Origin of the sequence: Mycetocola zhujimingii, assembly GCF_003065425.1 — a bacterium.
In the GTDB taxonomy this organism is placed as follows: Bacteria; Actinomycetota; Actinomycetes; order Actinomycetales; family Microbacteriaceae; genus Mycetocola_A; species Mycetocola_A zhujimingii.
Window position 1 is genome coordinate 2,142,974 of the sequence record NZ_CP026949.1, and the last position, 25,970, is coordinate 2,168,943.

24 protein-coding genes and 1 tRNA gene are annotated in these 25,970 nt (G+C 64.9%); 3 read left to right on the top strand and 22 right to left on the bottom strand.

The window, feature by feature from the left end; translation table 11 throughout:
* Positions 1 to 14: 14 nt before the first annotated feature.
* Positions 15 to 1,898 carry a Na+/H+ antiporter NhaA gene (nhaA, locus tag C3E77_RS10245; RefSeq protein WP_108393252.1) on the bottom strand — a complete coding sequence of 628 codons (1,884 nt, stop codon included), beginning with the start codon at positions 1,896 to 1,898 and terminating at the stop codon, positions 15 to 17.
* A 189-nt stretch (positions 1,899 to 2,087) separates the two neighbouring features.
* Here nhaA and C3E77_RS10250 point away from each other — a divergent pair, with 189 nt between their 5' ends.
* A complete protein-coding gene (locus C3E77_RS10250) occupies positions 2,088 to 2,993 on the top strand; it encodes a CPBP family intramembrane glutamic endopeptidase (protein ID WP_108391547.1) in 906 nt (301 codons plus the stop codon).
* On the opposite strand, the gene C3E77_RS15435 is transcribed toward C3E77_RS10250, so the two are convergent.
* Positions 2,981 to 3,136, bottom strand: a complete 156-nt coding sequence (locus C3E77_RS15435) for a hypothetical protein (RefSeq protein ID WP_162924976.1) — start codon at positions 3,134 to 3,136, stop codon at positions 2,981 to 2,983. The two genes, C3E77_RS10250 and C3E77_RS15435, sit on opposite strands and share 13 nt — an antisense overlap.
* A gap of 39 nt (positions 3,137 to 3,175) precedes the next feature.
* The gene (locus tag C3E77_RS10255; protein WP_162924977.1) at positions 3,176 to 3,655 is read right to left on the bottom strand and encodes a nucleotidyltransferase domain-containing protein; all 480 of its coding nucleotides are present in this window, start codon (positions 3,653 to 3,655) and stop codon (positions 3,176 to 3,178) included.
* 201 nt (positions 3,656 to 3,856) lie between these two features.
* Between C3E77_RS10255 and C3E77_RS10260 the strand changes: the two genes are divergently transcribed.
* Positions 3,857 to 4,882 (top strand): zinc-dependent alcohol dehydrogenase family protein, encoded by a 1,026-nt coding sequence (locus C3E77_RS10260; protein WP_108391549.1) that lies wholly within the window; start codon positions 3,857 to 3,859, stop codon positions 4,880 to 4,882.
* Here the strand turns inward: C3E77_RS10260 and C3E77_RS10265 are convergent.
* From C3E77_RS10265 to eno, 11 genes are all read right to left on the bottom strand, one after another.
* Positions 4,872 to 5,324 (bottom strand): hypothetical protein, encoded by a 453-nt coding sequence (locus C3E77_RS10265; protein ID WP_162924978.1) that lies wholly within the window; start codon positions 5,322 to 5,324, stop codon positions 4,872 to 4,874. The genes C3E77_RS10260 and C3E77_RS10265 overlap by 11 nt on opposite strands.
* A gap of 8 nt (positions 5,325 to 5,332) precedes the next feature.
* Entirely contained in the window at positions 5,333 to 5,926 is a 594-nt protein-coding gene (locus tag C3E77_RS10270; protein WP_108391551.1) for a dihydrofolate reductase family protein, read from the bottom strand.
* Between the two features lie 155 nt (positions 5,927 to 6,081).
* A complete protein-coding gene (locus tag C3E77_RS10275) occupies positions 6,082 to 6,444 on the bottom strand; it encodes a WDGH domain-containing protein (RefSeq protein ID WP_108391552.1) in 363 nt (120 codons plus the stop codon).
* 26 nt (positions 6,445 to 6,470) lie between these two features.
* Positions 6,471 to 7,034, bottom strand: a complete 564-nt coding sequence (locus C3E77_RS10280) for a GrpB family protein (RefSeq protein WP_108391553.1) — start codon at positions 7,032 to 7,034, stop codon at positions 6,471 to 6,473.
* Between the two features lie 85 nt (positions 7,035 to 7,119).
* Positions 7,120 to 7,662 (bottom strand): GNAT family N-acetyltransferase, encoded by a 543-nt coding sequence (locus tag C3E77_RS10285; RefSeq protein WP_108391554.1) that lies wholly within the window; start codon positions 7,660 to 7,662, stop codon positions 7,120 to 7,122.
* A 71-nt stretch (positions 7,663 to 7,733) separates the two neighbouring features.
* Positions 7,734 to 7,806, bottom strand: a tRNA-Leu gene (locus C3E77_RS10290).
* 98 nt (positions 7,807 to 7,904) lie between these two features.
* Complete coding sequence (locus C3E77_RS10295; RefSeq protein WP_108391555.1) at positions 7,905 to 9,317, bottom strand: NAD(P)/FAD-dependent oxidoreductase; 1,413 nt, start codon at positions 9,315 to 9,317, stop codon at positions 7,905 to 7,907.
* Positions 9,318 to 9,362: 45 nt separating this feature from the next.
* The gene (locus tag C3E77_RS10300; protein WP_108391556.1) at positions 9,363 to 10,625 is read right to left on the bottom strand and encodes a S8 family serine peptidase; all 1,263 of its coding nucleotides are present in this window, start codon (positions 10,623 to 10,625) and stop codon (positions 9,363 to 9,365) included.
* Positions 10,626 to 10,629: 4 nt separating this feature from the next.
* Positions 10,630 to 11,160: a DUF501 domain-containing protein gene (locus tag C3E77_RS10305; RefSeq protein WP_108391557.1), complete on the bottom strand. Its 531-nt coding sequence runs from the start codon at positions 11,158 to 11,160 to the stop codon at positions 10,630 to 10,632.
* Positions 11,161 to 11,167: 7 nt separating this feature from the next.
* A complete protein-coding gene (locus tag C3E77_RS10310) occupies positions 11,168 to 11,683 on the bottom strand; it encodes an FtsB family cell division protein (protein WP_158270258.1) in 516 nt (171 codons plus the stop codon).
* Between the two features lie 93 nt (positions 11,684 to 11,776).
* A complete protein-coding gene (eno, locus tag C3E77_RS10315) occupies positions 11,777 to 13,057 on the bottom strand; it encodes a phosphopyruvate hydratase (RefSeq protein WP_108391559.1) in 1,281 nt (426 codons plus the stop codon).
* A gap of 464 nt (positions 13,058 to 13,521) precedes the next feature.
* Here eno and C3E77_RS10320 point away from each other — a divergent pair, with 464 nt between their 5' ends.
* Positions 13,522 to 15,474, top strand: a complete 1,953-nt coding sequence (locus C3E77_RS10320; RefSeq protein ID WP_162924979.1) for a YhgE/Pip domain-containing protein — start codon at positions 13,522 to 13,524, stop codon at positions 15,472 to 15,474.
* A gap of 73 nt (positions 15,475 to 15,547) precedes the next feature.
* Here C3E77_RS10320 and hisS read toward each other — a convergent pair whose 3' ends face one another.
* From hisS to C3E77_RS10360, 8 genes are all read right to left on the bottom strand, one after another.
* Entirely contained in the window at positions 15,548 to 16,864 is a 1,317-nt protein-coding gene (hisS, locus tag C3E77_RS10325; protein ID WP_108391561.1) for a histidine--tRNA ligase, read from the bottom strand.
* Positions 16,865 to 16,939: 75 nt separating this feature from the next.
* Complete coding sequence (locus tag C3E77_RS10330) at positions 16,940 to 17,701, bottom strand: nucleoside triphosphate pyrophosphohydrolase (protein ID WP_234031184.1); 762 nt, start codon at positions 17,699 to 17,701, stop codon at positions 16,940 to 16,942.
* Complete coding sequence (locus C3E77_RS10335; protein ID WP_234031357.1) at positions 17,698 to 19,122, bottom strand: aldehyde dehydrogenase family protein; 1,425 nt, start codon at positions 19,120 to 19,122, stop codon at positions 17,698 to 17,700. Before C3E77_RS10335 ends, C3E77_RS10330 begins: the two co-directional genes overlap by 4 nt.
* Before the next feature lie 2 nt (positions 19,123 to 19,124).
* Positions 19,125 to 20,000, bottom strand: coding sequence for an SDR family NAD(P)-dependent oxidoreductase (locus tag C3E77_RS10340; protein ID WP_108391563.1), 876 nt, complete (start codon positions 19,998 to 20,000; stop codon positions 19,125 to 19,127).
* 111 nt (positions 20,001 to 20,111) lie between these two features.
* Positions 20,112 to 23,750 carry a transcription-repair coupling factor gene (mfd, locus tag C3E77_RS10345; protein WP_108391564.1) on the bottom strand — a complete coding sequence of 1,213 codons (3,639 nt, stop codon included), beginning with the start codon at positions 23,748 to 23,750 and terminating at the stop codon, positions 20,112 to 20,114.
* A gap of 50 nt (positions 23,751 to 23,800) precedes the next feature.
* Positions 23,801 to 24,415: an aminoacyl-tRNA hydrolase gene (gene pth / locus C3E77_RS10350; RefSeq protein WP_108391565.1), complete on the bottom strand. Its 615-nt coding sequence runs from the start codon at positions 24,413 to 24,415 to the stop codon at positions 23,801 to 23,803.
* Between the two features lie 111 nt (positions 24,416 to 24,526).
* On the bottom strand, positions 24,527 to 25,129 hold the full coding sequence (locus C3E77_RS10355; protein ID WP_108391566.1) for a 50S ribosomal protein L25/general stress protein Ctc: 603 nt from the start codon (positions 25,127 to 25,129) through the stop codon (positions 24,527 to 24,529).
* 257 nt (positions 25,130 to 25,386) lie between these two features.
* Complete coding sequence (locus tag C3E77_RS10360; protein ID WP_108391567.1) at positions 25,387 to 25,959, bottom strand: gluconokinase; 573 nt, start codon at positions 25,957 to 25,959, stop codon at positions 25,387 to 25,389.
* Positions 25,960 to 25,970 lie beyond the last annotated feature (11 nt).

The window sequence follows — 25,970 nt, forward strand, 5'->3', positions numbered from 1 at the left end:
AGGCACGGATCCGGCTAAGCCGAGGGACCAGGCTGCGGTTCCTGAGCGTTTTGCTCGAGAGCCCGGATGAGTGATTGCGCGTCGTACGGGCCTGTGTGGCGGCGACCGTTGACGAAGAATGTGGGAACCGCGGTGATGTCCATCGCCTCGGCGTCGAGCATGTCGTCACGAACCCGAGCGGCGACCGCCGGGGACCGCAGGTCCCGTTCGAACCGCTCGACATCGAGGCCGAGCTCCTGGGCACGCCGGATGATGTGTGACGGAAGCTGGTGCTCCTGGTCGCTGAACAGGCTCCGCTCAAACTCGAAGAACTTCCCCTGCCGCCCGGCCGCCTCGGCCGCTTCCGCCGCGGCAAGCGCGTTGGGGTGGAAGCGAGTCAACGGAGCGTGACGCCATACGTAGCGAAGGCGGCCTCCAAGTTCGCGATGCACCTCCTCAACAGAGCCCGTGGCCTTGAGGCAGAACCCGCACTGGAAATCACCGTATTCGACCAGAGTGAAGGGCGCGTCGACGGGCCCGAAGATGTGGTCACGCGTGGGATCGACCGGTCGCAGCAGCGTGCGGCCGATCTCCTCCGACGGATGGAGGCGATCAGAGATCCGGAAAATCACCGCGCCGAGAAGAAACGCGATAACGGAGGCGATAAGGACGCCAACGCGAGCCTCATTCTGAACGGCCCCGTCGTCGATCGCGAGGGCAACGATGAAGAGAGAGATGGTAAAACCGATCCCGCTGAGGGCGCCTCCTCCCGCCAGACGGTCGAGGGTCAGGCCCGGGCCGAACTCGCCGACCCGAAGAAGACGCATGAGCGCGGTCGAGCCGAAGACGCCGACCATCTTCCCCACCACAAGCCCGACGATGATGCCCCACGTCACTTGCGACCTGGCAGCTGACGCAAGGATCTCCGCGTTCAGCTGCACACCGGCGTTCGCCAACGCAAAGAGCGGAAGGACGACGTACGCGATGTACGGCGCGGTACTCGACTGCAGCCTTTCATTGATCGAGATCGACTCCCGCAGACTGTTTGCGGCGGCCCGCGCATACTCGGAACTCGGAGACTGCCGGAAGGTACGCGCAAGTTCAAGGGCATGCTCCACCTCGCGCCGCTCCGGCCGATACACCGGAACGAGCAGCGCAATGGCGACGCCGGCCAGGGTGGGGTGCACACCCGAAGCCAGGAACGCCAACCACACCACAACGGCGAGCGAACCGTAGACGAGGCCGCGCGCACTCTGCAGGTATCGCGTGAAGTAAACCGCCGTGAGACCCACCGCGGCGATCAGGAGCGGCGCCGGATTGAAGTTATCGGTGTAGACAATCGCGATGATACTGAGCGCTCCGATGTCGTCGACGACCGCCAGCGCCAGCAGGAAGACCCTCAGCCGTCCCGGCGCCTTCGGACCGATCAAAGCGAGCGCACCGACGAGGAATGCGGTGTCAGTGGAGATGACAATTCCCCACGCCTGCTCATACCCCGATCCGGCGCTGACCAGCACGAACAAGAGCGCCGGCAGCGTCAACCCCGCGAGCGCTGCCACCACGGGCACAACCGCACGCGACCACGTCGTCAATTCGCCGATCGTGAATTCCCGCCGCACTTCGAGGCCAACGGAGAAGAAGAAAATCGCCATCAGGGCGTCGTTCACGAGAGCGTGCAGCGTGAAGTCCAGCTGAAGATCTCCGACGCTCAACGTCAGGTGCGTATCCCAGAAACCGTCGTAAGATCCGTGTGCGAAGTTGGCCCACGCGAGAGCCGCAAGCGTCGCGCCGAGGAGCAGGAAGGCACCGGCCCGCACCTGTCCCATCGAGCGGAGCCGGTCCGCTACCGAATGCCGCCGCCCGTCACGTTTGCTTTCTTCGGGATCCGGAGACTGTTCGATGAGTGTCAAGTTCGACATTGCCATATCCCTTCCAAGAAGACGGGCTGGGTGCGACTTTCGCGACGATGTGCCCAGTTATAGACCGACTGAACGGGACGCGCAACTGGCGCAGACCGCGGTCGTGCGGTGCTGATCGCCGGAAAGATCCCCCTTCCGCGGTCGCCGCCGCTCAGCCATGCTGGTCGCAACGACGAAGGATGCAGGAATATGCCCACCGGACCCGCGCCAGATCTGCCCGGCCATGCCGCGGAGGGCAATGCCAGGCCTCCCGTGCTGACACCGAGGCCATGGTGGGCACGGATTGCCGCGGGGTTCCTGCTGGCGTGCCTGGCCTGGTTGCTGGTCGGTGTGGCCGCTGACTCACTGTTCGGGCCGGAGTACTCGTTGATCTCGCACGCCGTTCGCGCGGGACTCACTCTCATCCTTGTCCTCGCCGGGCTCGCCGCACTGCTCCGATGGGAGGGAACACGGGCCTCGGATTACGGGCTGGTCTACCGCAAAGGAACACTGTGGGCACTGTTGGTCGGGGCTCTCAGCTATCTCGTCCCCTTCGCCCTCGCCGCATCCGTCGTTTTCGGCTTAGGCCTCGCCCAACTCCAGGTAACCGGAGAACCCCTCATGGTGCTCGCGCAGGGGCTTGTCGTTCTGGCCCTCGTGGTCCTCTACGAAGCGCTACCCGAAGAGCTGATTTTTCGCGGATACCTGTTCCGCGTGCTGTCCGAGCGCCTGCCGATCTCACTGACGATTGTCGTTCAGGCCGTGCTCTTCTGTGGAGCCGGGATCATCGTCGGTGCGGCGCCGACGCTCGACCGCGTGCTGCTGTTCTTTGTCTTCTCACTGACGCTGGGCTACCTGCGCCACGTCGCGGGGACTGTGTTCGTCACCATCGGGTTCCACGCGATGTTCCAATTGTGTGCCCAGTGGGCGCTCGGCGAGCAGTGGGCCACGCTCACCGTCACCGACGCCAGCGGCTGGTTCGCGATCGCAGCGCTCGGCGTCGTCCCATTCGCGTTGGCCCCGGTTGTCGCGGGGATACTGGATCGGTTGCGCAGAGGGCGCACCGGTGACGGGCTCTCGGCACCGACACCAGACCACGACCCTCAGGGACGCTGATCAGCCCTTCGAAGCTCCGACAGCAGCGTCTCCACATCCGTTGCCGTCTTCTCCGTCGCGTCCGCTATCCGTCGCAGGGCACCGGTGACACTGATCGCCGTGCCGACGATGACCAGCACGATCGCAATGAAAATGATCTCCATGTGCTCAATGTAACCGTCGCGTGTAATTCGCGGAGCGATTCAGCGCTCAGATTTGAAGTCATTCAGGATCCTGATGTCATGCACGTCGACCTGTCTCGGCGGGTACCCGTCACGGAACCGCAGCTGCTGCTCGACGGAGAGACACGGCACCGTGAACCCTTCGACGATTCCGGTCGTGAACCCATCCGCGGTGTAAACAAAACTTGTGTCGGCGAGCCCCCTCTGGATCCCGCTGCCGTCGGGCGCGAACTCGACAGGATGCAGATCCACTCGTCGGCCGTCGGCTGCGGTGAGTTCGAGCCGCGAGGGTAACCAATCCACGGTCGTGGCGAAGCCATCGCCGGTGAGGAGCGCGAGAAGCGTGGGAAGGTGGCGGGCATCCACAGCGAGGTCCAGATCGCCGTGTTCTCGGGTCTGCCGCCCCACTGCCGCATCGACTGCCCAACCCCCTGCAGCCCACGCGCTGATCCCCGCCCGCGCGAACGACCGGAAGAGTGCGACGACGTCGTTACCGCGCACTATCTCGCCCCATCCGTCGACACTCCTGCCACAGGTCTACCGGTAAAGGCTCCGGAAGGCGAGAGCGGCGCCGCGCAGCGGCTGCACGCGAGGAGGGTCGGCTGCCGAGCTCCGCTCCCGCCGGCCTCACGATGGACCCTTCCGCAACCACGGATCGCTCTCTTTACTGGGGCCTCGACTCGTTGAAACAGAGGAGACGCGATGCGCGGCGTAATGATGTATGGACCAGGAGATGTTCGAACCGAAGAGCGAGAGCCACCCGGGATCATTGAGCCAACCGACGCAGTCATCCGGTTGTCCGCCACGTGCATCTGCGGTTCCGACCTGTGGCCGTACCGCGGCGAGGAGCCCCTTTTTACGACTCCGCAAGCGATGGGGCACGAATACGTTGGCGTCGTCGAGCAGATCGGATCGGACGTGAAAAACGTCACGGTCGGTGACTTCGTCGTCGGCTCCTTCGTGGCATCCGACAACACCTGCGATATCTGCCTGGCAGGGTATCAGTCGAGATGCAGGCACAACGTGATGATGGGGTCAATCGGCACCCAGGCCGAACTCGCTCGCATTCCGCTTGCTGACGGCACCCTGGTCGTCACCCCCGGCCAGCCGGACCGCGACCTCATCCCGTCGCTGCTCGCCGCGTCGGACGTGCTCGGCACGGGTTGGTATGCCGCGACCGCGGCGGGCGCCGGACCGGGCAGGAGCATTGCCGTGGTCGGTGACGGTGCGGTTGGCCTTTCGGCAATCCTCGCGGCGAAACTGCTCGGAGCGGAGCGGATCATCGCGTTCAGCCGTCATCCCGACCGTCAGAACCTGGCCAGCGCATTCGGCGCAACCGACATCGTGGAGGAACGGGGCGACGCCGGTGCAGCCAGGGTCAAGGAACTCACCGAAGGTTATGGCGCTTATGGCACGGCAGAGGCAGTCGGGACCCAGGAGTCGATGTGGCAGGCGATTCATAGCACGCGCCCTGGAGGCTACGTCGGGTTCGTCGGCGTCTCGCACGGGGTCGAGCTCGACGGTTTACAACTCTTCTTCAGCAGTGTTCATCTCCACGGTGGGCCGGCTCCGGTTCGCCACTACCTTCCCGAACTCATCCAGCTGATCTGGGATCGCAGCATCGATCCCGGGAAAGTGTTCGATCTCACGCTCCCGATTGAAAATGCGGCCGAGGGCTACCGAGCAATGGACGAACGCCGCGCGACCAAGGTCCTTCTCACCTTCTGATGGCTCCGGATGGCGCGACCCGGTCGGTCTCGACGGCACGGGCACGCCGATGGCGAACCGATGGCGAGAGCCAGGCAAACCCGGCCGCGGAAACGGCCGCGATCCACACACTGATGCCCGAGGCGCCGCGGCTGAACAGACTGGGAAACGCCAGCGCTGTCGGGTGCGAAAATGACGCAGCAGCGTCGTTGAGCACGATTCCCAGCAGCGCGAACAACAGCAATCCGCACACGACCCCGGTTCCCAACGACCACGTGGAGCGGGCGATCACGAACAGGAAAATGCAGCTGACAGCCGTGGCCAGGAGTACGGGTGGAAACGCCCCCAATGCGTCGCCGCGAATCAGCGCATCAGCCCGTGCGCCCTCGGCGAATGACAAGACGAGGAACCAAACGAACCCGGCGGCCGTGCCGCCCACCAGCTTCACACTGTGCGTCGTCACGGCATCCATCACTCTCCCCCAGACAAATCGCGTCGAGCCGGTGACTCGCGGGGCCTGTACCGCAGGGCGACCGCCCCCGAGCGGAACTCGTGGCGATCCACCAACTCGAGCTGGATGTGCTCGCGCAGACCGGCGAGCAACGTCGGGCCGTGTCCGGCAAGGACCGGTTGCACCAGGAACTCGTACTCGTCAATCAACCCCAGATCGGCCAACGCCAGGGGAAGCGTCACGCCGCCGACCCACAGGCCCTCACCTGGCTCCTGTTTCAGCCGCTGAATCTCTTGTGCCAGGTCGCCTTGCACCAGCTCCGCATTCCAATCGACCCCGCTCAGCGTGCTCGACACGACGTACTTCTTCGCCCGGTCGATGGTCTCAGCGAACGGCTTCTCCCAGTCATCCATCCAGTCAGGCCACAGGCCCGTGGCCGGCCTCCGCCACGCCGACTCCATCATTTCGTAGGTCACCCGGCCGAACAGCAGGGCATCGGCGCGCTCCATCTCGGCAGTCCAGTGGCGCATCGACTCCTCGTCCGGCGGGAGCCCTGCCTCGTGATGGCAGCAGCCGTCGAGTGTGACGTTGATCGAGTATCGAAGCGGTCTCATCTGCTTGCTCTCCCTTGATGCGCGCACGCAATCTCTCCGGACCGACGGTCGGTCAGCCCAGATTTCGCTTGAGTTGCTCGTGCCGAGAATAATCGACACCGCCGTTGAGCGGCAATGTCAGCGCATTAATCGGGTGGGGCCACGGGCCCGCCGGACTAACTGGGGACGTCGCTCGAACCCTCGAGATTGGTGCGCAATCGGTGGAGGACGTCGCCGACGCTGTGGCCGTCCCACAGAGGAGCCGTTGGGGTCTCCGGGACGCCGTCAAACATCGACCGGCAGGTCGTGCGGTAGTGGTTGCTCACCTGTCCGCTCGGCAGTTCCGCGACGACGATGAACCATCCTCCGCCAAAACACTCTTCACCGTTGTCGTGTCGCCACGAACGGACGACCCGGATGCCTTGCTGCAGCCAGAGGCGTACTGCGTGCGCGTGGTAGAGCAGCCGAAACTCGTAGAGCTCAGCGAAGGTGTGGAAGCCGTCGGAGAGCAATGCAGTATCGGCATCGTCCGCTGACACGGGTGAGATCAAAGTGGCGGGTTGGCTCACGCTCGCGCAGCCCTCGCGCGATCCTTGATCGCCGCGATCACGTCGGTCTTCGCCGCGGCGTAGTCGTTCGAATCGTTCCACCGCCGGGTCATCAGGCTCTGCTTGACGTCGGCGTACAGGGCTCGATCCTCAGCGTCTGACCGGAGGTGATCGCGCAGAAGTAGATATTCAGATACCGCGACGGCACCCCGTTCGTAGATGTGCACGTGCACGTCACGCCCAGGGGTGCGGACGAGGCGATGGCCTGGCTCCCGGGTGCGCAACTCGTAGCCCGCCGCGACCAGTTGGTCGAGATAGTCCTCTTCGGCGGTGATGTCGGCGACCACGACGACGATGTCGATGATGGGCTTCGCTGCGAGGCCAGGGACCGACGTTGACCCAATGTGCTCGACGCCGATGCTTTCCCCTGCCAGCGCTTGAAGGATGTTTGCACGATGCGTGAGAAAGTCCGAAGCCCACTGCGGGTCGTAGTCGCGCAGCTCCACGTGGAGTGGTTCAGGGCCGCCGACGAGTTCCAGGGACGTGACGTCATCCCGGATTGACTTCTTCTCGCTCTTCATCAAGTTTTTCTCCCGGGCTCGGGTGTGCCGCTTCGGTCGAAGTGGGCAGCCCGCAAACATAACCCAGTGCAACGACCAGTGCAATTCACCCAGCCGAGACCTCGAAGATGATCTCCAGTCCGTCTTCCTCGTCCCACTGCTCCCCCGTCTCAACGAACCCGTAGCTGCTGACAAGGGCTCGCGAGGCAGTGTTCTCCGGACTGATGCTGGCCCGAACCGTGCGCACGTCAGGATGCCCCTGCGCGACAGCAAGCAGTGTTTCCAGCGAACGCCTCGCATAGCCTCGTCGACGCAGTAGAGGGTCGACTCGATACCCGACCTCCACCATGCCCGTGTCGTCAGGGGCACCGTGGAAACCGGCCACACCTACCGGCGCTGTGACTCGTGGGTCGACCATCAACCGCGTAATCCACGGGGCATCCGTAGGAGTGTCCACTATCTGCCCGCTCCGCATACGCCACAGGCTCAGGCACTCGGGACCTGCCAGGTACGGCGACACGAAGCGGGGAACGAACGAGGCGGATTCACCTGCTGCCAAGGCGTGAAGCACGTTCTCGGGTACGACGTCGAGGTGGAGTTGTGACTGGCTGGGCTCGGGGTGCACCCAGGGTGAACTTGTGATCGTCATTGCCAGCAGTCTGTCATGGAACGACGAGCCAAAAAGCCGAGGATGCTCGAATGTGAACGGCGTTGAAGAAGTACCCCCGGTGGGACTCGAACCCACACTGGAGCGATTTTAAGTCGCCTGTCTCTGCCATTGGACTACGGGGGCGTACCCATCCAGCTTATGGGGATCGCGGGGGCGCCGAGAACAGGGGTTAACCGCGAAGAGCCCGATCCAGACACGGATCGGGCTCTTCGACAGAGAACTTACTTGGTCGCCGCTACGGCTTCCTGCTCAGGCTTCGCAGCCGCAGGTGCAGCGGGAGCGACAACAGGAGCCTCATCTGCAGGCTTCGCCGCCGGCTTCGGACGGGAAGCGAACTCCTCGAACGCCGCCCGCGGCTGCTCGACAGCGGAGATACCCACGATGTCGCGGCCGAGGAAGAGGTTGGCGACCCAGCCGCCGACGACGCGGAGCTTGCGCTCCCAGCTCGGCATTGCCAGTCCGTGGTATCCACGGTGGGCAACCCAGGCAGGAAGGCCCTTGATCGCGATCTTGCCCGACTGGAAGACACCGATTCCGATGCCGAGACCGGCAACCGCTCCGAGGTTCTTGTGCAGGTATTCCTTGGGCTCTTCTCCGCGGAGAACCGCGACGATGTTCTTGGCCATGAGCTTGCCCTGACGCACAGCGTGCTGGGCGTTCGGCACACAGAAGCCACCGACACCGCCACCGGAAAGGTCTGGAACCGCGCTGATGTCACCGGCTCCCCAGGCGTCGGGGATGATCTCGTCTGCGGTGCCGACGCGGAGGTCGGGACGAACGACGAGACGACCGCGCTCTTCAATCGGAAGGTCCGTGTTGCGGACGATCTGCGGGTTTGCCATGACACCGGCGGTCCAGACGATGAGGTCGGACTCGAAGGTCTCGCCCGTGGAGAGCTGGATCTTCCCGTCGACAGCCGACTGCAGCTGGGTGTCGAGGTGGACGAGTGCGCCCCGCTCGGCGAGGTTCTTCAGGACCCAGTGGCTGGTCTTGAGGCTGACCTCGGGCATGATGCGGCCCATCGCCTCGATGAGGTGGAACTCAACATCGTCAAACGACAGCTGCGGGTAGAACTTCAACAGCGAGCTGGCGAACGAACGCAGTTCGGCGAAGACCTCGATACCGGCGAAACCGCCGCCGACGACGACGAAGTTGAGCAGTCGCGCCCGCTCCGGTCCGGCTGGGAGGCTCGCGGCCTTGTCAAAGTTGGCGAGGACGCGGTCACGGATCGCGACGGCTTCTTCGATGGTCTTGAGGCCGATGGCCTGGTCGGCCACTCCGGGGATCGGGAAGGTACGGGAAACAGCGCCACCGGTGACGACAACGACGTCGTAGTCGAATTCCCAGGCATCGCCGACGGCCGGCGTGATGGTCGCCTTCTTCTCGGCGTGGTTGATGTTCGTCACCTTCGCGGTGATGACCGTTGTCTTCTTGAGGTGACGACGCTGCGCAACAACCGCGTGCCGAGCCTCGATCGAACCAGCGGCAACCTCGGGAAGGAACGGCTGGTAGGTCATGTACGGAAGCGGGTCGACGACCGTGACCTCTGCTTCGCCGCGGCGAAGCCACTTCTCGAGCTTCCACGCTGTATAGAAACCGGCGTAGCCGCCGCCGACGATAAGGATTTTTGGCACGGTGAGAATTCTCCTACTGAGGGTCGCAAGGACTCAAACAGGCTACTACCTGCGAGCCACCCGCTTGAATTGCCGGGTGGCGCCTATGGCACCGAGCACTACTAGGGTAGCAGTTCCGAGGAAGACGGCGAGCGGAATACTCACGTACAACAGGGATTCGGTGGTCGGCAGGAACGGATTGTGCACGTTCGCCGTCTTCTCGATCGGGGGCAGCGCAGGCACGCTTCCTTTGTCCGTGGGGATCTCGGGTGGCGCGGCTTCAGCCTTTCGGTGCTGCGTAATCCACGCCGCGAGATCGCCCATCGGGTTCGCGTCCACCGTTTGCACGTCCGCTGTGACGGCTCGCGCCGCGTTGACATATCCATAGCCGTAGATCGGGCTGGGCACGTCGCCCTGGTCTGCCGCTGGCGTCGCTGTGGCGATCAGCCGCTGGATGACGTTGGCAGCATCCATATCCGGGAACCTGGAACGCACGAGAGCGGCAATGCCGGCAACGATGGGCGATGCCCCACTGGTTCCCGCCCAGGACACGTACGACCCGTCTGGCGAAACACCAACGAGTTCTTCACTGGGCGCCGCCACAGCGAGCGTGATTCCCTGGCTTGACGCATTCCAACTCGCAGCGCCGGACGGATCGACGCCAGCGACCACGAGGACACCCGGGATGGTCGCGGGTGCACCGATCTGCTCGGTCCCACTCCCCCGGTTGCCGGCCGCCGCAACGACCACAACATTGTTCTCGTTGGCGTAGCTGAATGCGTCGTCCCAGCTCTCGGGCCAGTCGAGGGTGTTCGTTGTCAATGACATGTTGATGACGTCAGCGCCATTGTCGACAGCGAATCGAACGGCATCCGCAATCTGGTCCGCGAACGGGACTGTCGAGCCGCTCGACTGGAAGCCGACCGAGATCGAAATGAGGTTGGCCTCCGGCGCAGTGCCGATGACTCCGTTGCCCTCTCCGTTGCCGCGGCCGGCGGCGAGGGATGCGACCCAGCTGCCGTGTGGGTTCTCGTCAGCACCACCGACGGGGGTGCGGCCGTCAGGGCTGCCAACTCCCGAAGCATCATGCCCGGCAACAACAGCGCCATTGAACTCCGCAGGGCCATTCGCGATTCCCGTGTCGATCACCGCGATGGTGGTGCCGGCGCCACGCGTCGTGTTCCACGCTTCGGTGACCCCGTAGTTCGCGAGCCAGTACTCGGCGTCTCGAACCGGATCGGCGTGAGCAGGCGTCACCCCCGCCGTGACTGAGCCGAACACGAACACCGCCGCGAGCGCGGCGGGCAGAACACGGTTCTTCGACGGCACAGCGTTACCTTCCGGTTGCAACCTCGACGGAGTAGTCGACGCACTGGCACACGTCAGGACTCCACTCCGCACGGTCAAGAGCACGATCGCCTATCGGGTTTACCCCGGGCCCCGCAGCGAGCGCATGCCCGACGAGTGCGTGCAGACACTTCACCCGCACCGGCATCCCGCCCGCGGAGATCCCGGCGATTTCGGGAACAACAGCGATGCTCTCCCGATCGGCGATGTAGGCCTCATGGGCAGCGGCGTACTCTTCGCGGACGCCCTCGTCCGATGCGAGCAGCTCGTTGTACTCACCCATCACCTGCGTTGCCTCGAGGGTCGACACTGCAGCCGTCGCCGCCGGGTGGCTGAGGTAGTAGAAAGTGGGGAACGGCGTGCCGTCGTCGAGTCGCGGCGCGGTCGAAACGACGGTGGGAGCACCGCACACGCACCGCGCGGCGATACCGACGACGTTCCGCGCCTGGCGCCCGAGCTGTGCAGAAACGATTCGGATATCTTCGTCCGAAACGGGCCCGAATGGCGGAGTAGTCATCTGTCCATTATCCCTGTCCGGAACCGGAGACAACGTCCGCATACCCGGCACTCACGAGCGAGCTCAACATGGACTGGGCCCAGTCGATCTTGGTCTCGGTGAGGCTGTCGGTCACTTGCGGTTCGTCGTCACCGAACAGGCCGGCATCGACATCGTTGATCACGATGAAACTGATCTCACCCGGGTTGACGTAGTACAGGCGGTCCCGCGCCTGGGTCATTACGTAGGTGCTGTCGTTCCAGCGCTCGCGCTCGTCGCGGACCTCTGCGATCTCGGCGGCGCTCTGGTCGACGGATTCCTGCAGCGCCGCGATCTGCTGGCGTTGCTCGATGTAGGCCTTGAGGTTGGGCCCGACGACGATGACGCCGAGAACAACGAGCCCCATCATCAGAAGGGAGAACCCTGAAAAACGGATGCCGCGAAGCCAGTTCCCTGCTTCGCTCTGTGGCACTGGTACACCGGGTTGTGGTGTGCGGGCCGCACCACCGGCACGACCGCCGGTCGGGTTGGGACGCTTTGCCACTGTTCCGGTCCCTCTCATGCGCGTTGTCATACTGTTGCTGCTGAAAAAACGAGCACTCCCGGCAGCGCACCGCGCCACCGGGAGTGCCGGAAATTACGCCGTGAAGCGCGGGAAGGCGCTGCGGCCTGCGTAGACCGCCGACTCGCCCAGCTCTTCTTCGATCCTCAGCAACTGATTGTACTTAGCAACGCGCTCCGAACGGGCAGGCGCACCGGTCTTGATCTGACCCGCGTTCGTCGCGACAGCGAGGTCCGCGATCGTCGTGTCTTCGGTCTCACCCGAGCGGTGAGACAGGATCGCCGTGTAGCTCGAGCGCTGCGCGAGGGCAACGGCGTCGAGCGTCTCGGTGAGGGTACCGATCTGGTTGACCTTGACCAGGATCGAGTTACCGACCTTGAGGTCGATGCCCTTGCCGAGTCGGGTCGGGTTGGTGACGAAGAGGTCGTCTCCGACGATCTGTACCTTGTCACCGAGCTCGGCGGTCAGGTGCTGGTAGCCTTCCCAGTCCTCTTCCTCCAGCGGGTCTTCGATGGAGACGAGCGGGTAAGCGGCGACGAGCTCCGAGTAGTACGCGCTCAGTTCCTGGGCAGAAAGCTTCTTGCCTTCGAACGTGTACGAGCCGTCCTTGAAGAACTCGGTGGCTGCGACGTCGAGCGCAAGCGCGATGTCCTTACCCGGCGTGTAGCCGGCGTTGGTGATCGCTTCGACGATGAGGTCGAGCGCTGCACGGTTGCTCGGCAGGTTGGGAGCGAAGCCACCCTCGTCGCCGAGGCCGGTTGCGAGTCCCTTTGACTTGAGCAGCGCCTTGAGCGCGTGGTAGGTCTCGACACCCCAGCGGAGACCCTCGGAGAAGCTCTCGGCGCCGAGCGGCACGATCATGAATTCCTGGATGTCAACGTCGTTGTCGGCGTGCGAGCCACCGTTGATGATGTTGAGCAGCGGCACGGGAAGAACGTGCGCGTTTGGCCCACCGAGGTAGCGGTACAGCGGAAGGTCAGCGGCATCCGCTGCAGCCTTCGCGACGGCCAGACTGACACCGAGGATCGCGTTCGCGCCGATGCGCTCCTTGTTGTCGGTGCCGTCAAGCTCGATCAGGATCTTGTCGAGGAGTCGCTGGTCATCTGCTTCGAGACCTTCGACGGCCGGGCTGATCTCGTCGAGGACAGCGTCGACGGCCTTGAGCACGCCCTTGCCCTGGTAACGGTCTGCATCACCGTCACGCAACTCGTACGCTTCGAATGCTCCGGTGGATGCGCCGGACGGGACAGCCGCCCTCTGGACGGTTCCGTCATCAAGCAGAACTTCGACCTCGACGGTCGGGTTACCCCGGGAGTCAAGAATTTCGCGAGCGCCTACAGCCTCAATGAGTGCCACAGTGTTTCTCCTGTTCAAGGTGGTGCCAGTGGATTGTGTGGAGCGACGTTGACCCGCTGCCAGTCTAGCCATGCGCGTTCATCTGCGGCGCGGGCTGTTGCTGCCGATCAGCGGATACATCAGCGAAATAATTGCAGGCGGTGCACAACTTACGACCGCGCACTGTCACAAGCTTTGTAGAGTTCCTCAACAAATACTCCCCATCATGTACGGGCCCCGATAACACTGTTAGCTTCGGCCCTGCTGCCAGGGCCACGTCCTCGGGCGCGCATCATTGTCGATGCGGGTCGAACGAGAGCCGGTCACAAACCATGCCTGGCAGTGCGTAACCCTTGCCCAGCCCCCCGCCGGTTCTACCGGCACCCGAACTGACGGTACGTCAACGAAGACAGCTCGAGTTCCGCCCTACGTACGGGAACCCTGTCCGATGCCTTCGAGGCGCGCCCGCAGACAGGAGTTCCTTCGTGAGCAGAACAACCCCGTCAGGTGAAGCACCAGTGCTTGCCTGGAAGATTTCGACTGCGGTCCTTGCCGCCCTGATGCTTGCCGCCCTCGTTTTCTTCTTTTACTTCACGCAGAAGATCACCGACGGAGCCGCGCAACTGACAGCAGGAGCTTCCAAGGCAGCGGATGGCGCGACGCAGGTTTCGGACGGCGCTGGCGACCTCGACGACGGAGCGACGACGCTCGCGACGGGTGCGCAGAGCGCCGCTGATGGTGCTGTCACGCTGGAAACCGGGGCCCAGACCGCTGCCGATGGAGCTGCGAAACTGGCGACAGGGGCCCAGAGCGCCGCCGATGGCGCCGTGACCCTGTCGAATGGCGCGACGACCGCGGCTGACGGTGCCGCGAAGCTCTCGACCGGAGCAACCAAGGCTGCAGACGGTGGAAAGACACTGGCCGCAGGAACGGCAACCGCATCGGGCGGTGCCAGCCAGGTCGCCGATGGCTCAACATCACTGAACGCCGGCGCCCAGGCCCTCTACAACGGCCTGTCCACCAAGGTAGCCCCTGGCGCGACCCAGCTCTCCGCGGGCGCTGCGAAGATCAAGGCTGCGATCGAGACGCAGCTCTACCCGGGGGCAGTTGAAGTCGCCACGGGAGCCGGCGGGATCAAGGCGGCCATCGAGACGAAGCTGCACCCCGGAGCGGTGGACGTAGCCGCTGGCGTCTCTTCGGTGAAAACGGGCGTCCAGACCGCAAGCAAAGGTGCCGACGATCTTAAGTCCGGCACGGCCCAACTTGCACCCGCAGCCGCTGCATTGAACGGGAATCTGCCGCGTCTAACGCTGGGAGCCGGCGCAGTAAAGGCTGGTGCACAGTCGGTTGAATCGAACCTCAACGACGTCATCACGACTTTGAAAGCAACAGAAGGCGCAGATCCGACGCTCATTCTTTCTCTGGAGACGGTCGCAAAGGAGGCTGCTGACGTCGTCACCGCAGCCACGTCAGTCTCGGACAACCTCACCACCCTTGCGCCCGCTGCAGCTGCCATGGCCCAGTTCCCCGCGGTCAACGCCGGCGCTATCAGCATCGCTGCCGGGCTCGGCGCGACGCCACCGGGCGTGTCAGCAGCGCTTCCAAACGGTGGGCTCCTGTACGTGGACAACCTGCCGACACTGGCTGCTGGTTCAGCTCAGATCGCCGCTGGCCTCAGTAACACGGCACCGACGCAGCTCCCCGACGGCTCGACCGACCCGGGCGGGTTGCTGTACGGAGCGAACGCACTCGCAACGGGCGCTGGCCAGATCGCAGCCGGGCTCGGAACAACAACTCCATCGGATGAGCTCAAGTCCGGCGGCTTGCTCTACGCCAGCAACCTCCCGGCTCTGACCGCGGGCGCTGATGTACTCAACGCGGGTATCAACAACGACGTCCTCCCCGGAATGGCCAAGCTTCGCGACGGAAGCGTCTCGCTCTCTGCGGGGGCGGCCTCGCTCTCCACCGGCGTGAACAAGCTGTTCACCGGCGCAACCACCCTCAACGCCGGACTCGCGGCTCTGCAGACCGGCGCATCCACGCTCTCCGCGGGCAACGACAAGCTGGCAACAGGCGCTGCGACGCTGTCGACGGGCACCGACGCTCTCGCCGCGGGTTCTGCCACGCTCAACACCGGCCTCGCGGCACTCTCAGCGGGTTCCACCAGCCTCGCCGACGGCACCTCGAAACTGGCGGACGGGGCCGTGACGCTCAACGACGGCACGGGAACGCTCGCCGATGGAGCAGCATCCCTCGCCGCAGGCAACACGCAGATCGACGAGGGCAGCACCGAACTGCACAGCGGGGCGGCGGCATTCAGCCTCGCCAGCCTCATGGGTTCACCGATCATCTGGATCGTGCTTCTTTCGATCCTCGCCCTCGGTGCCGCGGCGCTCATCATTCGTCGCATGATCGCGGACAACCGCCAGGAGGCATAAGCCTCACGACGAGAGGCCGCCGGAACGGGATACACCCGGGCCGGCGGCCTCTTCGTCGTTTCTACCCTCGGTGTCAGCCCAGCGGCTTGATCTCCAGATCGCTGGCGGATGCCGTCTGCTCGGTAACGAAGGCAAAGGACCTGAACCCATCGGTCTCGACCCGGGCGAGCAACGCCTTGAGGTTCTTGACGCGCGGCTCAAGCCGGACACGACGCCCCTCGGCCACCAGTTCGGCCTTCAACGAGACGAGCCGCACCGGCGGAACCGACTTGTCGTAGACGAGGACGAGCGAATCGGCGGCGGATGCCTCGGGCAGGTCAATGAGGTCAACGATCCGCTCGAAACCGATGGAGAACCCGGTAGCCGGAACGTCGGAGCCGAGGAACCGGCCAATCATGCCGTCGTAGCGTCCTCCTCCACCGAGTGAGTAGCCGAGCTCAGGGTGCTCGATCTCGAAGATCGGCCCGGTGTAGTACCCCATGCCGCGCACAAGGAACGGGTCGAAGACGACGAACGGTGCATCGCCAGCCTCGCGTCCGGTCGCGGCCGCGTCGGCCTGCTCCGCTGCGACACCGATGGACGCCAGCTCAGCGATGACCGCGTCGTCGATACCGTCTGGCAGCTGCGCACGGATCTGTGCTTCGCCGAATGGCCCGGGGTTCTCGGGCACAACGCGGGTGAGAAAAAGCTCGAGTGCGTCGACGGCGGCGGATGTCGCGCCACGGGTTCGCAGCTCCTCGAGCACTCCCCCGACGCCGACCTTATCGAGCTTGTCGATGGTGATGAGCACCTGTGAGCGCTCGTCGGGCTCGAAGCCGAACACATCGAGCATGCCGGTGAGCAGTCGCCTGTCGTTGATGCGCACGCGGCAGCCGGTCAGGCCGAGCTCACGGAGCGCTCCGGCGGTCGCCGTGAGCAGCTCGATCTCGGCGAGCGGACCGGCTTCACCGATGATGTCGATGTCGCACTGAACGAACTGGCGGTACCTGCCCTTCTGCGGGCGTTCGGCCCGCCACACGGGAGCGATCTGGATCGACCGGAACACGGGCGGCAAGTCGCCGCGGTGCGTCGCGTAGAACCGAGCCAGCGGAACGGTGAGGTCGAAGCGGAGGCCGAGGTCCGTCAACGATGACAGGTCTCCCGTGTTCACGGCCCGGCCCAGGTCGTCGGGCGTCAGGCCTCGCTTCTGCACGTTGAAGGCCAGTTTCTCGTTGTCGCCGCCGAGCCCGGAGTGCAGCCGCGCATAGTCTTCGACAACCGGCGTCTCGATCTCGTCGAAACCGAAGTTCGAATATACCCGGCGGATGACGCCGAGTGCGTGTTCGCGCCGCGCCTTCTCTGCCGGGAGGAAATCCCTCATGCCACGGGGAGGAGTTACGCCAGGAGCCATGCCTCAATTCTGGCACGCAGCGGAGCAGTGCACCGCCGCCGCACGGCGAGGCAGGGTCCAGGGAGCTAGTCGGCGTCAGGCGTCTCGCGTCTCGCCATCGCGCGTGTCCATCGTGGCGGATACCCCGACCTCAGCCTGCCGAAGATCATCCTGCACGTCACGCAGGGTTGCGCGCAGGGCCCGCTCAGCGTCGAGGCCCTGCTCCTGCGCACGCGACGCTATCGCCAACAGCAGCTCACCGAGTTCCCGTTCGTCGTCGAAATCGGGCGATTCGACGGCATCCGTTTGCCGAGGGCGCAGTCCGGCGTGCTTCGCGCGCCCGAGCACCTTCTCCGCGAGCGCGAGCGCCGGCATCGACTGGGGTATGCCCTCCAGGATGCTCGTCCGCGTCGCCTTCTCGCGCGCCTTCGCTGCACGCCAGACCCGGTAGACGTCATCAACGGTGAGGGCGACTTCGTCGCCGAAGACGTGCGGATGCCTGCGCACCATTTTCTCGTTCGCGACTCGGGCGACGTCATCGAGGCTGAATCCCTCCCCGGGGGTGCGACGCGCGATCTCCGCGTGGAAGACCACCTGGAGGAGGACGTCGCCAAGCTCTTCGAGCAGAGCGTCCCTGTCGCCGGCCTCGACGGCGTCGATGAGTTCGTAACTCTCCTCCACGAGGTAGGTCACGAGCGACTCGTGGGTCATCGACTGGCTCCACACACACCGGTCGAGCACCGTGCTCATCGATGCGGCGAGCGCGGCCATCTGCGCCACAGAACCATCCGCGCCAGACTCCCTCGTGCCAGGAACCTCCGGTGTATGGCCAACCGGTACCTCGTTGCCGGCGGTCACCGGCGGGAGCGTCCGGTTCGCGCGACCACGGTGCGGACCAGCAGATCGCGCAGGTCGGTGAACGGTGGGTAGATGAGCCTGAGGGTGTCCGGCTTCAACGGCTTCGAGAGCACGGCCTTCTGGTGGCTGAATGTGTCGATCGAGTACTTGCCGTGGTAGCGCCCGCTGCCACTCGGGCCGACACCACCGAACGGAAGCCGCGGAACGAGCAGGTGCGCGGCGGGGATGTTCAGACCGACAGCACCAGAGGAGGTCTCCCTGAGGAACCTGCGTTCCACAGCCTTGCGCCCGGTGAAGACGTACAGTGCGAGCGGTTTGTCGCGCCCGTTGATGAAGGAGATCGCCTCGCTGACCCCGGAGACATGGACGATCGGGAGGATCGGGCCGAAAATCTCGTCGGTCATCAGCGCATCATCCGCCGTGACACCGTCGACAACCGTTGGCGCTATGTACCGCGACTGAGTGTCCATGTCACCACCGATGGCGATCGGACGGTCCGCGATCAAAGCGGCGAGGCGCTCGAAGTGGCGGCCGTTGATAATTCGGCCGAGGTCGACGCTCTCCTCGGGCCGTGCGCCATAGAACTCGGTGATCGCGTTCTTCAGGTGGGGCAGAAGCGCGGCAGCCGTTGCCTTCGTTGCCAGCAGATAGTCGGGCGCGACGCAGGTCTGGCCGGCGTTGAGCATCTTGCCGTAGACGATCCGTCGCGCCGCTCCGGCAAGGTCTGCGTCGTCGTCGACGAACACCGGCGATTTACCGCCGAGTTCGAGGGTGACCGGTGTGAGGTGCTCTGCGGCGGCGCGCGCCACGATGCGCCCGACCTGCCCGTTTCCGGTGTAGAAGATGTGGTCGAACTTCTCCCTGAGCAGTTCGGTGGTCTCGTCCACCCCGCCCTGAACGACCCGGACAGCGGACGGATCGACATACTGCGGAAGAAGTTCAGCCAGCAGCGCCGACGTCGCCGGAGCGAGTTCGCTCGGCTTCACGAGTACGGCGTTGCCAGCGGCGAGTGCGCCGATCAGCGGCACGAGTGTGAGCTGTACGGGATAGTTCCATGGTCCGATGACGAGAACGACGCCGAGGGGCTCCCGAATCACCTTCGCGAACGCCGGGGCGACACTCACCGGAACGGTCACCCGTGATGGCCGAAGCCATGACCGCAGGTGACGGAGGGTGTAATCGATCTCACCGATCACGAGCCCGAGCTCGGCCAGCTGGGCCTCGGTCGGGTTCTTGGCCAGGTCGGTGCCGAGTGCGTCCTCGAGCTCTGTCCCCCGCTCGACGAGCATGCGGCGAAGCGCGCGGAGTTGCCGCACGCGCCAGGCCAGCGGCTTCGTTGCGCCGCTGTCGAAGGTTCGGCGGAGATCGCCGACGGTCGTCTGGATCCCTGTGCGGTCAACGGATGCAGTGGCTTCGGTCAGCGTCACGCCCTCGGCTCCTTCGCTGTCGTGGTGGCGGTCGCCGCAGTCGCGGCGTGACCGGTGAATGCGTCCATGCTCGAGTACACGTGGAATACCCGGTCGGCGACCTGGTCCCAGACCACGGTCGGAAGCACTCCCTTGAGGCCGCGCGCGAGCGATACCGTCCACGGCGTCAGCCGGAACGGCTTGCCGGAGAGCATCGCCTGCCAGGCACGGGAGACCGCGACGTCCGGCAGCAGGACCGGCGTCATCAGGGGGCCGCGCGCTCCCTCGAACATGCCGGTCGCCACGTAGGACGGGCAGAAGGTCGTGATCTTGACGTGGCGGTTTCCGGAGCGCTCGAGTTCGAGACGCACGGAGTCGCTCCAGCCGATCAGCGCCCACTTCGAGGCCGCGTACACGCTCATCCGCGGATTGGACAGTGTTCCCGCAGCGGATGCGACGTTGAGAATGCGCTTCTCACGCGTGGTCTCGGTGATCATCGCCGGGAGGAACTCCCGCGCAACGTGCATCGGGGCGAGCGCGTTGATGCGCATCGTCGCTTCCGTGTCACGTTCAGGGTCGGTGTTCCAGAAATAGTCGTTTCCCCGCACGATTCCGGCGTTGTTGATCAGCACGTCAGGAACCCGGCCTGCCCCCAGTTCGTGACGGGCGGCATCCCGGACATCGTCGAGCTTCGAGACGTCGACCACCCTGGTGTGCACGAGCGTGCCGTAGCCGGAAAGCTCGCTCGCGGTCGTGTCGAGAGCGAGCGCATCGATGTCCCAGAGGGTGACCGATCCGGCACCCTCACGGATGGCTCGCTCCGCGTACAGCCTGCCCATTCCCGACGCACCGCCGGTGACCAGGACTCTCGCGTTCGCGACTGAAAATGCCATGTAGAACCTCCGTTGGCTACTCAAAGCCAGACTACAGATCGAAGCCGGACTACTGATCGATGCGGGCTACTGATCGATGCCTGGCATCGCTGGTTTTCTGACCGAGGCGGATCAGGCTGTCGCCGCGGCATCCTGTGTCACCGCGGAATCCTTCGGTGCATCGGCAACGGGGAAGAGCGCGTCGAGGAACTGCGTGACCCACGCGATCAGGTCGGCGTCGCCGAGCTTCTCGCCGTGCTTGTCTGGCATCGGCACGATCAGGGCATTGGCCTGGGCAAGGTACTTGCCGCCCGGGTACATCCGCCTGAGACGCGCCTGCAGCGAATCGGGCAGGTTCGCCGGCGCCGCCCGAAGGTTCGATCCCATCGCGACGAGCTCACTGAGTCCGGCGCGCTGGGCACGCTGGCGCAGCCGCGACACGGCGATGAGGTTTTGTACCTGCGCCGGCGGTTCGCCGTACCGGTCGGTCAGTTCGTCGATGACGAGGGCGATCTGGTCGTCCCCCGCGGCGGGCGCGCTCGCGGCTGACAGCTTCTGGTATGCCTCGAGCCGTAACCGCTCGCTGTCGACGTAGTCCTCGGGAATGTGGGCGTCAACGGGCAGCTCGAGCCGAAGCTCGGTTTGCCCTTCGGCGACGTCGCCGCGGAACTCGCTCACGGCCTCCCCGATCATCCGGAGATACAGGTCGAACCCGACGCCCGCGATGTGCCCCGCCTGCTCGCCGCCGAGCAGGTTGCCCGCTCCGCGAATCTCGAGGTCTTTCATGGCGACCTGGATTCCGCTGCCGAGTTCGTTGTTCGCAGCGATGGTCGAGAGGCGGTCGAGAGCGGTTTCCGACAGCGGCTTGTTCTCGTCATAGAGGAAGTAGGCATATGCACGCTCTCGCCCACGACCGACCCGGCCACGAAGCTGGTGCAGCTGGCTGAGTCCGTACTTGTCGGCACGGTCGATGATGATGGTGTTGGCGTTCTGGATGTCGAGGCCGGTCTCGATGATGGTCGTGCAGACGAGCACATCGAACTTGCGCTCCCAGAAGTCGACGACGACACGCTCGAGCGTTGCCTCTGACAACTGGCCGTGAGCGACGGCGATGCGGGCTTCCGGCACGATCTCGGCGAGTTGAGCCGCGATCCGGTTGATGCTCGATACCCGGTTGTGCACGAAGAAGACCTGGCCTTCCCGCAGCAGCTCCCGGCGGATGGCGGCCCCGACCTGCTTGTCGCTGTACGGACCGACAAAGCTGAGAATCGGATGCCGTTCCTCCGGCGGCGTCGCGAGCGTCGACATTTCGCGGATGCCGGTGACCGCCATTTCGAGGGTGCGTGGAATCGGGGTCGCGCTCATCGCGAGGATGTCGACGTTCTTCTTGAGCTTCTTGAGGGCGTCTTTGTGCTCGACTCCGAACCGCTGCTCCTCATCGATGATGACGAGGCCAAGATCTTTGAACTTCATGCCCTCGCTGAGCAACCGGTGGGTGCCAATGACGACGTCGACGGTTCCACGCTCAAGACCATCGCGGGTTTCCTTGGCTTCCTTGGCCGTCTGGAACCGGCTGAGCGCCCGCAGGTGTACGGGGAACCCGGCGAATCGCTCGGAGAACGTCTCGAAGTGCTGCTTGACGAGCAGGGTCGTCGGCACGAGCATCGCAACCTGCTTGCCGTCCTGGACCGCCTTGAACGCCGCGCGAATCGCAACCTCGGTCTTTCCGAAGCCGACGTCGCCCGACAGCAACCGGTCCATCGGGATGGGCCGTTCCATGTCGGCCTTGACCTCGTCGATGGTGGTCAGCTGATCGGGGGTCTCCGCGAACGGGAACGCCTCCTCGAGTTCGCGCTGCCACGGGGTGTCCGGGCTGAACGCGAATCCCTTCGAGGCCATGCGCGCCGAGTAGAGCTTGACGAGGTCGACGGCGATGTCGCGGACCGCCTTGCGGGCACGTCCCTTCGCCTGGGACCAGTCGCTTCCGCCCATCTTCGAGAGCTGAGGCGCCTCACCGCCGACGTATCGGCTCAGCAGGTCGAGCTGGTCCGTAGGAACGAGCAGTTTGTCGCCGGGGTATCCGCGCTTGGACGGCGCGTACTCGATGGTCAGGTATTCGCGGCGGGTCTTCGTCGCGTTGCGCCCGCCACTTGACACCTCACGCTGGGTGAGTTCGACGAACTTGCCGATGCCGTGGGTCTGGTGGACGACGTAGTCCCCCGCTTTGAGCTGGAGGGGGTCGACCACGTTCTTGCGTCTGGACGCGAGCTTCTTGACCTGGCGCGAGTCGTAGCCGATGGTGCGGCCGTAGAACTCGTTCTCGCCGAGCAGAGCGAGCTTGGTCTCGGGAAGCTCGAAGCCGGACTCGGTCGTCGCCTGCAGGAGATAGGCAACCCCGGGTTCGGGCGACTCGGGGAACTCGTCCACCCGGCGTGCGGCGACCTCGTGCTCGGCGAGCACATCGACGGCGCGCTCGACCAACCCGACTCCCCGCGCCGTGATGGCGACGGTCCAGCCATCGCGCAGCCGCTCGGCCACGTGGGCGATTGCGCCGTCCACGTTTCCGGAGAAGTTGGGGACGGGCTCGGCGTCGAGCCGAACGGTGAGCAGTTCGTCCATCTCGCGCTCTTCGGGCAGCACATCGCCAGGGCCCTGCTGGAACGTGCTGAACGTCCACCAGGGGTGGTCGGATGCCGGCTCGCCTGGCCTCGTGAACTTCGTCGCGTCCCTGAGGTCGCCGAGGGTAATGAACTCACCGCTCTCGAGGTCGATGGGCGCCTGTGCTCCCGCGGTTGCGGCGCTCCACGCGGCGGCGAGGAACTCCCGGTTGGTCTCGGCCAGGCTGATCGCACGGGTTGCGACGCGTTCGGGCGAGATCACCGCGACGGCGGTGCCTGCGGGGAAATAGTGGCTGACGGGAACGAGCCTGTCGAGAAGGGCGGGTGCCAGCGACTCCATCCCTTCGACCGGGATGCCATTCGCGATCTTCTCGAGCATCCCTGACATGCTCGGGAACTCGTGCTGCATCTCCCTGGCGCGCTGGCGAACGCCATCGGAGAGAAGCAGTTCGCGGCTCGGTGGCAGCTCGATGTTCGTGATGACGTCCGGAGTCGACCGCTGGTCAGCGACCGAGAATTCTCGGATCTGCTCGACTTCGTCGCCGAAGAACTCCACCCGGTACGGGTGCTGCGCTGTCGCGGGGAACACGTCGAGGATGCCACCGCGCACCGCGAATTCACCCCGGCGGGAGACCATGTCGACCCTGACGTATGCGAGATCGACCAGCTGAACAGCGAGAGCGGCCAGATCGTGACCGCGCGAACCCGCGGTCAGCTCGATCGGTGCGATGTCTGTGAGGTTGTCGGCGACGGGCTGCAGAGCCGCCCGGACCGACGCGACGACGATGAGTGGGGTGTCCCCCCGCCACAGCTTCATGGTGCGCAACGCAGCGAGTCGTTTACCGACGATCTCGGCGCTGGGGCTCAAGCGCTCGTGCGGGAGCGTCTCCCACGCCGGAAAGTCGACGATCGTGGCATCCGGAACCACATCGCCGATGGCCGCCCGGAGCAACTCCGAGTCACGACCGGTGGGGGTGACGACAAACAGGGAGGCAGGTCGCTCGGACTTTCGCCTCGCGTCGATGAGGCCGGCGAGCAGAGGCGCGCGTAACCCGTCGGTGACCGAGAAATCGGCGTCACGGGTCGCGTAGGAAAATGCGTTGTCAAAAGTGGAGGCGCGCGAAAGCGCTGCGATTAAGCCCGAGAGGATCACCGGTCCAGTCTACGCGCGCTCACTGACAGCGCGCCGAGCGGTGGGGCGCCTCAGGCCGGTGAGTGCACCTTCAGCTGGGCTGCGGCGAGGCCGTCCGTGGCGATGAGTTCGACGGCGTCTGCGGCGTCGGACAGGAGATTGGGCAGCGCAGCGCGTTCAGTCGGCCCGAAATCCTTGAGCACGAAGTCCGCAGGGTCCTGGCGGCCCGGTGGCCGCCCGATGCCAACCCGAACACGGATGAAGTCGGGGGTGCCTGCGGCCTTGGCGATGTCGCGGAGACCGTTGTGACCGCCGTGCCCGCCGCCGGACTTGAGCTTGAGGGCGTCAAACGGGATGTCGAGTTCGTCGTGGACGACGATGAGCCTCGACGGGTCGAGGGAATAGAACTTGAGGAGAGCGGCGACAGGGCCGCCGGAGAGGTTCATGTAGCTGTTGGGCTTGGCGAGGATGAGCTTCGGCCCGCCAGGGGCGAGGAAACCTTCGGCGACGACCGCCGGCGTCTTGTGCCTGGTGAAGTTCGCGCCGATCCTCCTGGCCAATTCGTCGACGACCATCTGTCCGACGTTGTGGCGGTTGCCGGCGTAGGCCGGGCCTGGGTTGCCGAGTCCGACGACCAGCCAGGTGTTCTCAGCCACGTTCGGCTCCTTCTTCCTGTTCCACCACATGGATGAACCCTTCCTTCGACAGCGAGCCTGTGCCCTCGTTAAGGCGACGAACCTGCCGGTCCACAATTCGAAAATCGCGCACCGGCAGGCTCGTCAGGCTATCGACCGAGATTACTCGGCGGCGGACTCGCCTTCGGCTTCAGCTTCAGCGGCAGCCTCGGCCTCTTCTTCGGTCTCTTCAGGCTCTGCGATGGCGACGACGAGCAGGTCGGGGTCGCTGAGCAGGCTGGAACCGTTCGGCAGCGTGACGTCCTTCGCGAGGATCTGAGCGCCGACCTCGAGGCCCTCGATCGACACGACGAGGAACTCGGGGATGTGCGTCGCCTCAGCCTCGATCGACAGGGTGGTCGCGTCGCGGTTGATAGCGGAGCCCGGTGCAGGCTCGCCTTCGATGTGGACGGGGATGTCAACGACAACCTTCTCGCCCTTGATGACGACGATGAGGTCGAGGTGCTCGATGATGCGGAGCACGGGGTCCTTCTGGACGTCCTTGACGAGGGCCAGGCTCTCGACGCCGTCGATGTCGAGCTCGAGGAGCGCGTTCGACTTGCGGATGATGAGGCCGATCTGGTGCGCCGGGAGGGCCAGGTGCTTGGGCTCGGTGCCGCGACCGAACATGACGGCGGGGATCTTGCCTGAAGCGCGGAGCTTGCGGGCAGCACCCTTGCCGAACTTGGTGCGGGTTTCTGCGACTACTTTGTTGTCGTCAGCCATGGTGATTCTCCTTTGGTGAGCCTTACAGCTCTTCGCTTACCGGAGCTATGCTCCGTGGGTCTGGTGCGAGGACGGCGGACCGGCCTCGGTTCAACTCGAACGCATGTCAGCGTGAGGAAAAGCCAGTTCTTGGGTAAGAAAAGTAAGTGCCTTGCCCACCGCGTCGATAACGGATGCCGCAGTGCCCGTGAGCGCACAGCATCCCTCGCCGAAGTTCAGTCGCCCAGTCTACAGCATCCGTCGGGCGCCCCGCTGCGTCAGGCGCCGGCCACACCTTCGTCCGCCCGGGCATCCTCGCCCTCTCGAATGCCCTCTCCCGCCCGGATCCTCGCGACGGCGTCATCGACGATGGCCGCGACCGGCCGGTCGATGTCGACGACGATGCCCGGCTCGTCGCGAGCAAGCGGCTCCAGGGTCGCGAACTGCGAATCAAGCAGACTCGGCGGCATGAAATGACCGCTCCTGCCCTCGAGCCGGGAGGCGAGCACGTCGCGGCTGCCGTCAAGGTGGACAAATCTGGCGTGTGGAGCGCTCTCGAGGATCGCCTCGCGATACGCACGCCGCAGCGCGGAACACGCGATGACCATGCCACCCGCTCCGTCGGCATCCGCCAGCGTTCGGCCGACCAGCGCCAGCCAGGGCCAGCGATCTGCATCCTCGAGGGGATGCCCACCGGCCATCTTCTCGATGTTGGACCGGGGATGCAGCGCATCTCCATCGACGAACGGCACCCCGAGGGCACCGGCGATGAGTGCGCCGATCGTGCTCTTTCCCGAGCCGGACACCCCCATCACAATGATCTGCGTGTGGGCCGTGGTCTGCTGTGACATTTGCCGAATCT